This is a genomic window from Enterococcus sp. 2G9_DIV0600, assembly GCF_002140615.1.
In the GTDB taxonomy this organism is placed as follows: Bacteria; Bacillota; Bacilli; order Lactobacillales; family Enterococcaceae; genus Enterococcus_D; species Enterococcus_D innesii.
In genome coordinates this window covers 708,282-720,148 of sequence record NZ_NGLL01000001.1, presented here as the reverse complement: position 1 = coordinate 720,148, position 11,867 = coordinate 708,282, and the positions used below count along the sequence as shown (strand labels likewise).

The following is an 11,867-nucleotide window of genomic DNA, read 5'->3' as shown; positions in this document are numbered from 1 at the left end:
AGTTTTATTACTCAAAACTATCCCTAGGTACCTTCCTTCAGAGTTTTTCTTTAGAAGGTAATTGAATGCCTGATACAGAAAGAAGCGTTTATGTTGAACCCTACAAATTTTCAATCACAAGCTTATGAATCAATCAAAGAGTTGATCTTAACCGCCAAACTGATTCCCGGTCAAAAAATATCTGAAAAGGAATTGGAGCAACGGCTAATCATTGGCAGGACGCCGATCCGTGAAGCAATTATTCGTCTGCGCCGTGAAGCACTGATCCATGTCGTTCCCCAAAGCGGCACCTATATTTCTAAAATCAGTATCAAACAAATTGAAGAAGCTCGTTTTGTCAGAGAGACGCTTGAAAAAGAAGTATTCGTAGCTGCCTGCCAAGCCGTTACAGAAGAACAGCTGAAAGAACTAGAAAAACTCGTTATTTTGCAGCGGACCTATGCCCAATTGAAGGATGAAATCGAGTTTTTCCAACTCGACGAGGCCTTCCATCAGTTGATTTATAAAATCGCCGACAAAGAAAATGTCTGGAATTGGCTACAAACGATCAATCTGCCTTTAAATCGCTTCCGCTTCTTACGTTTAGAAGTGGAGGAATTGTCTTGGGAAATTATTTTGCGGGATCACGAAGAAATCTTAGCCACTTTAAAAGAAAAAGACCAAGCCAAAATTGCTCCCTTGGTCGGACAACACATTGATGTCATTGATAACGATTTGATTTTTGTGGAAAAGGCCTTTCCCGATTACTTTACGGAGTAAAGCTATTTGAAAATCATGGACCCTAAAAACCACCCTCGTCGAGTAGATAGCCTACTTGACGAGGGTGGTTTCATACGCTGAACAAGCGAGAATACGCTCATTCGATTGGGTGATAACTAAAGCCTTGGCCCAGTACTTCTGAGACATTATTGACGATCACAAACGCTTTTGGGTCAATGGTCTCAATGATTTGTCTGATCTGCATAAACTCTTGGTCGCTGGCCACGATCAGCAACACTTGCTTGTCGGCTTGCTGGTAACCGCCTTGGGCAGCCAATAGAGTGGCACCACGAGCTGTTTTATCAAAGACCGCTTCTCGAATCTCGTTCACGTGGTTCTCACTTAAGATCATAATGGATTTCTTCCGGTTAAAGCCCGTTTCAATGTAGGTCATCACACCAGAGGTGATCACGATCGATAATATCGCAAACAAGAACTCTTCAAACCCGAAAACGAACAAGTTCATGGAAACAACGATCGCATCGGTCGCCAGCAAGCCAATCGCTGGATTCAAATTAAAGTATTTCTTGAAAATCAGCGGTGGAATCGTTGTGCCGCCGCTGGAAGATTGATTTTTGTACAAAATCGCTACACCTAGAGCAAAAATCGCACTGCCAAATATCACGGAAAGCAGCCGATCTTCAGCCACCATATATTCTGGGACTAAAGCAATTGCTACTGGAAAAGCAAAACTACCATAGAGGACTTTCAGAAAAGGCCCCTTCCCTAAGAAAGCATAGGCCAGAATAAGCATAAAAATATTCAACACCATAATAACAGCCGCTCGATCCCAACCGAGTGCTGACTCTAATAAAATACCGATTCCGCTGACACCGCCAGCTGCCACATGATGCGGGCCTAAAAATAAATTGATGCTTGCCGCTAGCAAAAAAAGTGCTGCGGTAATTTTTCCATAAGTTTTCAGAATTGTCATTTGTTTCCTCTTTTCTCTGTCATTTTCACAAGGTGATTTCGTCAGTGACCGCCCAGCAGCCATTCTTACTCCTCACTATACGCCCATTTGATGTCTCCGACAAAATTTATGTTTAGCCAGAGGGAATAACCGGAAATCTGTTGGCTGATTGCTTGATTCAATCGTTCTCGCAAGGGATCTTGCCGCCCTACTGTATCGAGAGGACTGGCAGATAAAATCACTACATCTAATTCCACAATAACTTGATTACCGACTTTAGCGGTACGTAACACAAAGTCCACCACTTCTTCTGCGCGCAATTCTTCTTCAACGATCGTCATGATGGACTCTCGTAGTTCTTCTTTCGGTGTTGAAGAAGTCAATTCCAGAATGGCCGCTTTCAACTCTTTAATAGAAAGCTGAATAAAGAACAAGGTGATCCCGATGGAGATGATTGGGTCGACATACATCGCGAAATCTCCATAGGGACTGGCTTGGATCAGCCATGACACAAGAAATGAACCGACGACACCCAGACTAAAGAAAAAGCCGAAACGCCATTGTTCTAGTTCCACCCAATAAAAGGGATGAGTCAGTGGTTTCTTTTTTAAGTACAGGTAAAAGGAAAAGCAGTAGATCGTTCCAACCAGTGAGAAATACAAACCTATTGGATCAATCATGCCGTCACTAACGTGTAATAAACTAAAGGCAGACTCAATAATCCCATAAATTGAGATCAGCAAGATGATACTATATTGAATAAATACCACTAATGGCATCAACGCTTCTTTGCCGAATGGGAAACGTTCAAAATCTTGGGCTTGGATATACTTTGCTACATATAAAGCAATTAGCGACATCACTGCACCAATCAATGTATAAACTCCATCTAACAAGAGAACGTTATAACTGACCAGTAACCCAAAAAGCAAGGCACCGCCGCCATAGATACTCCCAGCGACAATCGATGCCAGCAAGAGCTTGCGTATTTTTTTCTTTTCACTCATGATATTCCTCTTTCTTTTTTTCAAAAAAACTATCAATTTAATTGCATTCTTCTATCTATAAGCCTATCTTCCCATATAAATAACATAAAAAACAGTCATTTTTTTCATACAAAGCGGAAAAAAATAGTGTTGCTGTCACTCACTCTTCCTAGTCCTCGTTACAGATACTCGATTTCCCCGGCCTATTCTTTTTACATTCTGGTGTAAATCCCCTTGACTACGCAGATTGATTCCCTTATCATCAAGGGTAACCATATTCAATCAGAATTTTCAGAATATTCCGTTATATTTTTCATAACGGCGATTCATTGGAAGACAGGGAGGATGAAGAGAGTGAATGAAGCAAAACAAGTCCCGTGGACAGGAGAACCCAACCAACGAGCGATCAACTATTTGAATGAAGAAGGCAAAGTGATCGTCTGCCCCACCAAAGTCGGCTATATTATTGCCGTCTCTGATAAAAAAGGGCTGGAACGCAAGTTTTCGGCAAAGAATCGCAAACGTAATAAACCAGGTGTCGTTCTTTGCAGCTCATTGGAGCAGCTACACGAACTAGCTGAATTAAATGCGGAAACCGCCGCTGTTTATGAAACGTGTTGGAACAATGACGTGTTATTCGGCGCGATTTTGCCTTGGAAAGAATCAGGAAAATCCTATATCCCAAACGATGGCTCAGAGGAATTGATGACGGACGTTCGGGGAACTAGCTGCTTCGTGATTAAATTTGGAGTTCCTGGCGAGCAGATTTCTAAAGAGCTTTGGGAGCAGAATAAGAAGTTGCTTTTCGCCAGCTCAGCGAATCCTTCAGGCAAAGGAAATCGCGGACTTGTTGAAGGGATCGGCGAACAAATCGCGCAAGAAGCCGATCTGATCATCGAAGGCAACGACTATGTTGCATCGATCCAACCAGACAAAACGCTGGAAACCCGCTATGAGCAAGGAGTCATGGTTTCTTTCGTTGACCAAGACGGCAACTTGATTCCAGAGCAAGGAGACCAACGCTCCATCACGCCAGCACCTGTCTTGATCCGTAAAGGACTCGATGTTGAAAAAATCCAAATGTACCTTTCTGATCAGTTCAACTCATGGGACTATCGCCACGGGGAGTACTATTAATCTTTCATCGTCAACAAAGAACCGAAGAACCAGCTAGCTGCCTCCTTTTCAAGGAAAAACGCTCAGCTCGTTCTTCGGTTTTTCTATCGCGTCTCATACATTTTTTGCTACTGTTCCGTTTGAATCTTCAGCTTTCTAGTTAGCGGAAGACCTCATGGCATTCCTTTCATTCAATTACCCTTTCTCCATGCTATGAATCAGTGTCTCTTCTTTTATAAATAAAATTCAACTGGAAGCTATCTACTTATACAAAAAATATGAGCATTATATATAAATCATTATATTTTTTACGAAAAACGAATCCATAATTAGGATCAATATTTTTATCTATTTTAGAATTCCAATTCTTTCTCTGCTATAATACCCTCATAAACACATAGGAGGAACTCTATGAAAAAGCATTCCTCAATTGCTTTCTAGGGGACGACGCCAATGACAGTGACTTTGGACTACACTTACTGCTGGGTTGTGGGCTGCCGCAACACAGTGCTTAGCACAAAACAAAAAAACTAAGCGTGGTACGGATTGCGAAATCGCATGAAGCTGGAAGCAGAAGTAATCGTTACGGACGGTGAATGTGTCCCTAGCCAAAGAAGCCTGATGAAGAACGAACGGAACCCTTTTCTCTCAAAAGAAATCATTCTTTTGGAGGAAAGCAAAATGAGAAAAGATGAAAACACGACCTTTGTTTGTAAAAACTGCAGTACGCCTGTTGCCCCCTTGACCAATGGTTCTTACCGCAACCATTGTCCCCAATGCCTCTACTCGTTACACGTGGATATTCGCCCGGGTGATCGTCAAAATACTTGCCATGGCCTGATGCGACCGATCGACTATCGCCAACATTCCCAAAAAGGCTATCAGCTGCTGCATGAATGCACCCGCTGCAAAAACCAGCAGTGGAATATCGTGGCACAGGATACGCAACAGCCAGACCATTTTATTGAGTGGTTGGCACAAACCGCTGCGTATCACTAAAAACCAAAGAAGACCATGCTTCAGGCTGGTCTTTTTTTGGTTATCAGAACAACGGACCCCTTATACCACTAACTGCTCATAGACATTGTCGTCATAAGAAGCGCTTACTCTAACCTAAAAAACAGCCCGCTGTTTCGTCGATTGGTTGACGAAATCAGCGGACTGTCCTGCTAGTGTCTTCTTAATGATTTTACGTTGGTTTGCGCTTATTCAAAAACGAATTGATTTACAACATGTTTTTAATTGACATATGTTTGAATTCTATAAGAGCTATCATATCAACGTTTAAATACATAAAGGAACAGATGCTCTATCTGATATATGTCAAATACTTACCTTAGATAATCTTTTTCTTGCCCCTTTTCTGCCTCCTAAAATTCCATAGCTAGCTTTACAAAACCATCGACTGTTCGTATAATTTTTTAAAGGGGCGATTTTAAATGTTTGAAGATATGATTGCAGAACAAATCGATGAAAAACTTTCCACCGAATACGCTGCCGTTTCTGATGATGAGAAGGTTTTCTTAGATTTATCTATTCTTGCTGTGTTAGCACAAAGCGATAAATCCATTACTGTAGAACGTGAACGCATCATAAAAAATGGTAAATTTTACGACCGTATGATAATTGAATCTCCACTTAAATTTAAAAATAAGAGGTAGATTAATTTGAAGCAAGAAAAAAAGCTCCCTACTCTAATTGAGTAAGGAGCATTCCAAATATGTCATGAATTTACAATTACAATATGCTGAAAAACATAAAAGTATTTTAGACAATATTCTAAATAATAATATCTATTAGAAAAAAATAATGCTAAAATAAAAAAGAAGAGTGCTAGACGTGATAAGATGGCTTCCCCAAAATTTCATCTTATCCTAGCATTCTTCTTTTTTGTACATGTTGCATATCAAATATTATAGTAGTTGCTTACTTTGTGCAAGCAAAACGTTGTAGAATATAATAAAATGATTTTTTTCACAAAAAAAGCCCCCTACTCAGAAGAGTAAGGGGGCTTTTTACGTTCTCTTTCTGTTCGTATGTGTAAAATATTATACTCTTATTATCAGTCAGTGGTCGACTGAAATACTGATAAGGAGGTTAAGCATGGAAATATTAGTTGGTTGTCCTAAGTGTCATGAGCAAGATAATTCATTTTTTACCGTTGAAATAGACGAAGGGTTTTTCAAAGGAAAAGATGTATGCTGTAATAATAACCACAAAACTTTTTTTATCTCTCAGGATAACAGATATCAATATCTATTCCAACAAGCTATAGAATCATACAATTTAGGTTTTTATATCGAATCTTTCAATGCATTGCACTCTGGCTTAGATGCCTATAAGAAGAATTTTCTCGCTGCTTTTCTTTATAATGAATCAAAAGATATTGATAAAGTTAATTATTGCTTAAAGAGTCTAAATAGATCTGAAAGAATTGCAGGGGCATTCTCAAGCGCTTTTTTCAGTTTATCAAATGGAAATTCGATTGAAGAATTACCCAATAAAATTGTTAATTTTAGAAACATCGTTGTTCATGATGGGATTATTCCTTCGAAAAATGATTGTGAGAAAGCGGGAAATTTAATCTTCAAAATAGTATCTCAAGCAAATGCCGTTTTATGGGATAGATTCGATAAAGAAATAGATTTTCATCCAATCATGCAAGTATATCAAATGGAAAATACCAATTCTATTTTAAGTAAGAAAGGCTTTAAAACTATTTTTGAAAATCCGGAAGAATATGAGCAACGAGGGTACATTTCTCATGTCTTTAGTTTAAATATTTTATCTTCAACAAGTGTCATATCAAATGCAGACATTTCTGACAAATTATTTTCGGAAGCTGTGAAAGAAAGATCATTTCTAATATCAAATTTTTAAGCTCCAACATAAATTTTATAGGATTGATCTACTTGTTCAATTTCTATTTCGTCTATTTCGTTCTCATAGCTTCCATCATGAGCGACTCCGATGATTGTGACTTCTTTGTCAGATTCTAGTTCTGATAGTATTCTAATAAATTCTTTTACTGTCATGTTTTCCACCTCATTTTTTATGTACAAGCCCGCCAAAGCGGGCTATTTGTTTACACTTTTTTAAGAGTGTCATCGCGCAAAGTAATGTACCTAATTACACTACCCAATCGAGTTTTCCCTCTAGTGTAAACTGTACCATCTTTCCCTTTGATTTTGACAACCTCATCAACTGCGATCCTTTGGCCAACTGCTGCATTCCAGCCTGATTTAGTTTTTAATTCTGGTTCGCAATAAAACGTGTCTGCTTTTATTACTTCGTACCATCCTGTTTTCGTTTGATAGGTTACTTTCTTTGCCACTTCACTTGTCCCCCCTGTTTCAAAACCATTCTCAATATCCTTTTTAAATTGCGCTCGAGATATTCCACGCTTTTTCAAGTAAGGATATGGATCTACATGATCGCTCTTGTTGTTTGGTTGATTGTACGTACAGTATTCGTGTGTAAGAATACCCATATTGCCGGAATCTAGTTTCAACGGCAAACCCGCTTCTTTAGCTAAACTACGCAATAGTTCAACGTAGATTTTGTAATCTTCATCGAACTCCGCTTGCGTTTTATGACTTTCGATCAATTCAACTTGAGCATATCCCCATGCATTCCATCCGCCGCCGACATCATAAGCGCCACGATTCACGGGAGCAGTTTGAATGACTCGTCCATTCCCCACGACATGAGAGAAAAATCCACTTTCAATAGGTCGCCGCATATGGTAATCAGCTTCGTTTTGAGCGGTAGAAGTTGGATTCCCTGTACTGTGTGCGTGGATTTGACCATAAGGCGTTACACCTACTTGTGGTGTGTTTGGGCGAATCTGTTTTTCAATCTTTACCATGTTTATCCCTCCAATTTTTGTATGAAAATAGAGCAGCCAATTGGCTACTCCTTCTTTTGTGTGAATTCTTGGCCATCGCCATAATCTGGTTTCTGATCATTACCGCTTAGATTTAATAGTTGTACAAATAATTGATGCATCCCTGTTGAAGCAATCCCACTAACCGCACCATAAACAATCGCTTCAACAGTCAATCCGTTGATCAGCGCTCCTAGGATCGCTCCTAAAACAATAACTATCACTGGAATGTAGCCATTGGCCACTGCTGCAAATACCGGCGTTGACTTGATCAAATACCCCACTACCAAACACGCTACTACAATCACCGGTACTAAATATTCTTGTAAGAAATTCAAATCCATTTTTACTTCCCTCTTTCTTTCCATAAAGATTTTAATTGTTCACCATGCTCAATCAATCGATCGTTGTGTTTATCCAAGCGCTCATCATGCCGCTTTAATTCATCATGAATTGCAACACGATCTGATTTACTTGCTTCTAAATCTCTGGTTAATAAATCCAAATTATGAGCGAGTTTGGTCAGATTATCTGCAATCTTTGTAAAGTTAGACATTACTGGTTTGATTACAAATGCCAGCATTCCCACGATTGTCATAATCCAACCTGCCCAAGTTGCTAACTCCCCAACGTTTAACATATGCCACCTACTTTCCTAAAATAAAAGCAACCGACCATTAAGCCGATTGCTCCTGCTACTACGTATCCTATTCTTTGGTTCCTTCTGGCTTTTTTGCTTCGCCAACAATTTTTGCAACATCTTCACGCAAAATCTCCGGAACGCTCTCGATTGTTCGTTTTCCTTCAATCACGTGAGTTGCATATAACATTTTTAACGCTGAAAATTCCATGGGTCATCCCTCCTTCACTTTGAAAAAAATACATAGTCTGATAATTCCATAAATGCAGCTTGAATCATTTCTGATTCTTCTTGCAGTTGTTTGTTCTCTTGTTTTAACAGTTCTAGTTCAGTGAGTTCTTTCGGTCTATTCTCATCTACGATCGACTGGATAAATAAACTCATTTCTTCCGGGTCATCGTTCATCTCGTTCAAAAGGATCGATTCAAACAAACGGTTTAATGCATCATCGAATCCCGGTCCATTCAAGACTTTTTCAATGTATTGCTTTTTGAATTCTTCTCGCATAATCGATTCTCCTTTTAAAATATATCAGCTCCTGCATATCCCATGTGGATTGTGAGCCATTCGCCACCAGATAAATTAACGTAGTCATTTTTTCCATATCTTGAAATTTCAATGTAACCATCCACTGTAACTCTTACTAGGAGAGTGTTCATTCCTGTGCCTTGAGTTCTAATTTGGTACGTTCTTCGAGGTCTTGCCCAGATCGGCAACTGTGTGCTCACTCTAACCAAATCTGCACTGATCGTTACAGCTCCGTTAGGCTTGAATGCACCAGTGAGCATTACTTGGCGTCCTGTTCTAGAAGCAATTGGTGCATTTTCACCGGTAGTTGAATATTGGCTAAACCCTGATGCAGCGGTGAGCAACGTCTCATTAACTGTTACAAGATCGTTGTATGTTAAGAATGAGCTTGTTAGATCACCCAACCCTCGAGAATCGGCTAATCGAATACCAGAAGTAGTATACGAGGCACGTTGGCTGTAATTTGCTGGATCGTTGACGAAAACATAGAAGCCGTTGGAATCTTGAATCACGCCGCCTTCTTTAATCTTTGCCCCAGTCGATTTGTTGTAATCTTCCCACATAGTGACGTCTTCACCATTCTGGGTCGTTTTCTGACCTTTGCGCCACATTTGAGCAGTACCATCTGGAACGCTTTCTCCACCCCAGAAATCAAATGGACTGACTAAAGTAACACCCGTTAACGTTCCGGCAGTGACATTCCCCAAATTAGCAGTGATTGCAGACAATGTGGTAGCTACTATATTATCCGCTGTAAAAATATAAAGATTAAACTTGCTGCCATTCCATTGATAGGTGGCACCGATAATATAGCCACTCGCTCCGGTATTTTGCCAAAGCATACCAACATAAGGATCAGTTGGTACTGTTGATTGACTGATGATACCAGTTGGATCACCCTTTTCACCTTGTTTGGCAACAGTGTATGAAGTATTTGTTGTATTATCCGTGAAAGTTAAAACGGTTCTGGTCCACAAGAAGTTTCCAGCAGCAACCGTAGGAATTGATGTGCTCCACCCACTACTAGGTGCTGCTGTTCCGCTAGTAGAACTAGCAAAATTAATAGTTGTACTTTTAATCCCATTACCTGTTGCTCCCGTTGCTCCTGTCGAGCCAGTAGCCCCTGTTTCCCCTTTTGCCCCCATCTTCCCAACAGAATAAGCAGTTGAATTGGTGCTATCCGAATAAGTAAGAACAACCCTTGTCCAAAGGTACTGATTCTCAGAAACGCTAGGTATTGAAGTACTCCATGTTCCTGTAGGCGGTGTTGTGCCAGATGTACCAGCCTGATAGGTAGTAGCGCTGGACACGATCCCTTTTCCATCAGTTCCGTTTGTTCCGGCTGGCCCTGTAGCCCCTTGCTTGTTCTTTACTACAATCATTATTTTTTGAATAGTCACAGATTTGTATACCGCTTGATAGGTTGCCGTTCCGACATCTACGGATAGAGCAGTTACTGTATAGCGACCAGCCGAGTTAATGGTGCTGGTCATTCCCGTTTCGGAAACTTTCGAATACGTTACGCCAGATGAGAGTTTTGTCTGACCTTCATAAACAACAAAGTCTCCTACTGCTTTTGAGAAATCTGTTACGGATCCTGCTGCAGTTGCAGGCACGATAATAGAATCATTTGAAAGATACCCACTGATGACTTCTTTTGCATCTTGTCCGTTCGCTCCGTCCTTACCGTCAGAGCCATCCTTACCATCTTCTCCTGCTGGTCCTTGTTGTCCCATGAAGGGTGTCCATGGTTTGTAATCGTCAGGATTATCAGACCCAATTTGATTCGTATCTGAATAGAATCCTTCGTATTTTGGATAGGCATTTTCGTAATCATCTTTAGGGCTGGGCGTGTATAGTACTGGTTTAGCCCCTTTTTGTAGTTTGAAACCTGTTTTATAGGTACCCCCTGAGCTGTCGGCTGACCAACGAATGAAAGCTGTCGTTGATCCGACTGGTGCGAATTGCAATTCACCAGAACCTGATGATGCCCTTTGTAATAATTGTCTACGTATAAATATTTTATTAGAATCATACTCTGCAAGCCTTCCATATCCTGCGCCCTCATATGGCTGAATCGATGAAAATATATCTCCCGGTGAAGCACCGATATAATCCGTTGAAAAATTGTTGTTACTTACTACTAGTTCACCGACACTACCAATGTAATTCTTTTCAATAGCAATCGCATTGTAAACCAAATTCTCATTCGGATAAACCTTGGTAAATGTACCGTCCGCCATCATCCATGCTGGATGAGGAAAATAGGTTTCCCCTTCTTTCCCGTCTTTCACCTTCACAATACTTAACGTATCGCTTAGATTGTCCAAAGTTGCGGTAATGGCGATCAGTGTCCAATCTTTATTGTTCCACTGTGCACTTGTTAAAGTTTTGGTGTTCCCAGTTCCGCCGAGAGTGATTGCGGTTTGAGCAGTGCTTCCAATATAAGGAATAGCAGTGAACGTTGCAGTTCCAGTGACGTTTTGAAGCTTTGCCGATATATTTATCGTCTGTGTCGTCTTAGGCGTGTCATCGGCATTAAAAGCCATGTTTTCAGCTGAAGCAGTTAGATAAAGCAGTTTGGCATCCGCTCCGTTCGCTCCCATCTTTCCTACAGAATACGCTTCAGTCTTTGATTCATCTGTATAAATCAGTGTTGTTTTAGTCCAAAGATACTGATTTGCTGATACGGTCGGAATTGTTTCTTGCCACCCACTTGTAGGCGGCGTGTTTCCGCTTGTTCCTATTGCATAGCTGATCGATTTATCTTTGATGCCTAATCCAGATTCACCCTCAGCACCCATAAGCGTAGGCGTTTGTGTTTCGGATGTTGTGTTATCGGTATATGTTGTGACAACCCTTGTCCAAAGATACTGACCAGCTGGAACATTAGGTCGTGTTGCTGACCATGAGGTTGGTGGGATCGTTCCACTCGTTGATTGTGCATATGTTGCAACCGGTGTGCCAAGTATCCCTCGGCCATCGTCACCGTTTGCAACTTTGACTAAACTAATTTCATCTTGTACTACTGGCATTCTC

The 11,867-nt window shown here is 40.5% G+C and carries 14 protein-coding genes; 5 read left to right on the top strand and 9 right to left on the bottom strand.

Going from position 1 to position 11,867, the window contains the following annotated elements:
* Positions 1 to 90 precede the first annotated feature (90 nt).
* Positions 91 to 759: a GntR family transcriptional regulator gene (locus A5870_RS03460; protein WP_077451980.1), complete on the top strand. Its 669-nt coding sequence runs from the start codon at positions 91 to 93 to the stop codon at positions 757 to 759.
* A gap of 97 nt (positions 760 to 856) precedes the next feature.
* Here the strand turns inward: A5870_RS03460 and A5870_RS03455 are convergent, their stop codons facing one another.
* Positions 857 to 1,693, bottom strand: a complete 837-nt coding sequence (locus A5870_RS03455; RefSeq protein ID WP_081117936.1) for a YitT family protein — start codon at positions 1,691 to 1,693, stop codon at positions 857 to 859.
* A gap of 65 nt (positions 1,694 to 1,758) precedes the next feature.
* Positions 1,759 to 2,679, bottom strand: coding sequence for a cation transporter (locus tag A5870_RS03450; RefSeq protein ID WP_077451984.1), 921 nt, complete (start codon positions 2,677 to 2,679; stop codon positions 1,759 to 1,761).
* A 324-nt stretch (positions 2,680 to 3,003) separates the two neighbouring features.
* Here A5870_RS03450 and A5870_RS03445 point away from each other — a divergent pair, with 324 nt between their 5' ends.
* From A5870_RS03445 to A5870_RS03430, 4 genes are all read left to right on the top strand, one after another.
* The gene (locus tag A5870_RS03445) at positions 3,004 to 3,795 is read left to right on the top strand and encodes an L-threonylcarbamoyladenylate synthase (protein ID WP_170924035.1); all 792 of its coding nucleotides are present in this window, start codon (positions 3,004 to 3,006) and stop codon (positions 3,793 to 3,795) included.
* A 660-nt stretch (positions 3,796 to 4,455) separates the two neighbouring features.
* Positions 4,456 to 4,773: an RNHCP domain-containing protein gene (locus tag A5870_RS03440; RefSeq protein ID WP_170920085.1), complete on the top strand. Its 318-nt coding sequence runs from the start codon at positions 4,456 to 4,458 to the stop codon at positions 4,771 to 4,773.
* A 440-nt stretch (positions 4,774 to 5,213) separates the two neighbouring features.
* The gene (locus A5870_RS03435) at positions 5,214 to 5,435 is read left to right on the top strand and encodes a hypothetical protein (protein WP_086291825.1); all 222 of its coding nucleotides are present in this window, start codon (positions 5,214 to 5,216) and stop codon (positions 5,433 to 5,435) included.
* Between the two features lie 442 nt (positions 5,436 to 5,877).
* Positions 5,878 to 6,654, top strand: coding sequence for a hypothetical protein (locus tag A5870_RS03430; RefSeq protein WP_086291824.1), 777 nt, complete (start codon positions 5,878 to 5,880; stop codon positions 6,652 to 6,654).
* Here A5870_RS03430 and A5870_RS17270 read toward each other — a convergent pair.
* The 7 genes from A5870_RS17270 to A5870_RS03405 all read right to left on the bottom strand — a co-directional run bounded on the left by A5870_RS17270 (position 6,651) and on the right by A5870_RS03405 (position 11,863).
* Complete coding sequence (locus tag A5870_RS17270; protein WP_170924036.1) at positions 6,651 to 6,809, bottom strand: hypothetical protein; 159 nt, start codon at positions 6,807 to 6,809, stop codon at positions 6,651 to 6,653. The genes A5870_RS03430 and A5870_RS17270 overlap by 4 nt on opposite strands.
* Positions 6,810 to 6,859: 50 nt before the next feature.
* On the bottom strand, positions 6,860 to 7,642 hold the full coding sequence (locus tag A5870_RS03425) for an N-acetylmuramoyl-L-alanine amidase (protein ID WP_286088804.1): 783 nt from the start codon (positions 7,640 to 7,642) through the stop codon (positions 6,860 to 6,862).
* A 44-nt stretch (positions 7,643 to 7,686) separates the two neighbouring features.
* Positions 7,687 to 8,004, bottom strand: a complete 318-nt coding sequence (locus tag A5870_RS03420) for a phage holin family protein (RefSeq protein WP_086291823.1) — start codon at positions 8,002 to 8,004, stop codon at positions 7,687 to 7,689.
* A gap of 2 nt (positions 8,005 to 8,006) precedes the next feature.
* Positions 8,007 to 8,300 carry a hypothetical protein gene (locus A5870_RS03415; RefSeq protein ID WP_010749285.1) on the bottom strand — a complete coding sequence of 98 codons (294 nt, stop codon included), beginning with the start codon at positions 8,298 to 8,300 and terminating at the stop codon, positions 8,007 to 8,009.
* Positions 8,301 to 8,367: 67 nt separating this feature from the next.
* Positions 8,368 to 8,511 (bottom strand): CD1375 family protein, encoded by a 144-nt coding sequence (locus A5870_RS17265; protein ID WP_170924037.1) that lies wholly within the window; start codon positions 8,509 to 8,511, stop codon positions 8,368 to 8,370.
* A gap of 14 nt (positions 8,512 to 8,525) precedes the next feature.
* Positions 8,526 to 8,807: a hypothetical protein gene (locus A5870_RS03410; RefSeq protein WP_086291822.1), complete on the bottom strand. Its 282-nt coding sequence runs from the start codon at positions 8,805 to 8,807 to the stop codon at positions 8,526 to 8,528.
* A gap of 14 nt (positions 8,808 to 8,821) precedes the next feature.
* Positions 8,822 to 11,863 carry a hypothetical protein gene (locus tag A5870_RS03405; RefSeq protein WP_086291821.1) on the bottom strand — a complete coding sequence of 1,014 codons (3,042 nt, stop codon included), beginning with the start codon at positions 11,861 to 11,863 and terminating at the stop codon, positions 8,822 to 8,824.
* Positions 11,864 to 11,867 lie beyond the last annotated feature (4 nt).

Excerpts from the sequence above, each read along its gene's own strand:
- A5870_RS03460 (WP_077451980.1), top strand. The coding sequence starts at position 91 with ATGTTGAACCCTACAAATTTTCAATCACAAGCTTATGAATCAATCAAA.
- A5870_RS03455 (WP_081117936.1), bottom strand. The coding sequence starts at position 1,693 with ATGACAATTCTGAAAACTTATGGAAAAATTACCGCAGCACTTTTTTTG.
- A5870_RS03450 (WP_077451984.1), bottom strand. The coding sequence starts at position 2,679 with ATGAGTGAAAAGAAAAAAATACGCAAGCTCTTGCTGGCATCGATTGTC.
- A5870_RS03445 (WP_170924035.1), top strand. The coding sequence starts at position 3,004 with ATGAAGAGAGTGAATGAAGCAAAACAAGTCCCGTGGACAGGAGAACCC.
- A5870_RS03440 (WP_170920085.1), top strand. The coding sequence starts at position 4,456 with ATGAGAAAAGATGAAAACACGACCTTTGTTTGTAAAAACTGCAGTACG.
- A5870_RS03435 (WP_086291825.1), top strand. The coding sequence starts at position 5,214 with ATGTTTGAAGATATGATTGCAGAACAAATCGATGAAAAACTTTCCACC.
- A5870_RS03430 (WP_086291824.1), top strand. The coding sequence starts at position 5,878 with ATGGAAATATTAGTTGGTTGTCCTAAGTGTCATGAGCAAGATAATTCA.
- A5870_RS17270 (WP_170924036.1), bottom strand. The coding sequence starts at position 6,809 with ATGACAGTAAAAGAATTTATTAGAATACTATCAGAACTAGAATCTGAC.
- A5870_RS03425 (WP_286088804.1), bottom strand. The coding sequence starts at position 7,642 with ATGGTAAAGATTGAAAAACAGATTCGCCCAAACACACCACAAGTAGGT.
- A5870_RS03420 (WP_086291823.1), bottom strand. The coding sequence starts at position 8,004 with ATGGATTTGAATTTCTTACAAGAATATTTAGTACCGGTGATTGTAGTA.
- A5870_RS03415 (WP_010749285.1), bottom strand. The coding sequence starts at position 8,300 with ATGTTAAACGTTGGGGAGTTAGCAACTTGGGCAGGTTGGATTATGACA.
- A5870_RS17265 (WP_170924037.1), bottom strand. The coding sequence starts at position 8,511 with ATGGAATTTTCAGCGTTAAAAATGTTATATGCAACTCACGTGATTGAA.
- A5870_RS03410 (WP_086291822.1), bottom strand. The coding sequence starts at position 8,807 with ATGCGAGAAGAATTCAAAAAGCAATACATTGAAAAAGTCTTGAATGGA.
- A5870_RS03405 (WP_086291821.1), bottom strand. The coding sequence starts at position 11,863 with ATGCCAGTAGTACAAGATGAAATTAGTTTAGTCAAAGTTGCAAACGGT.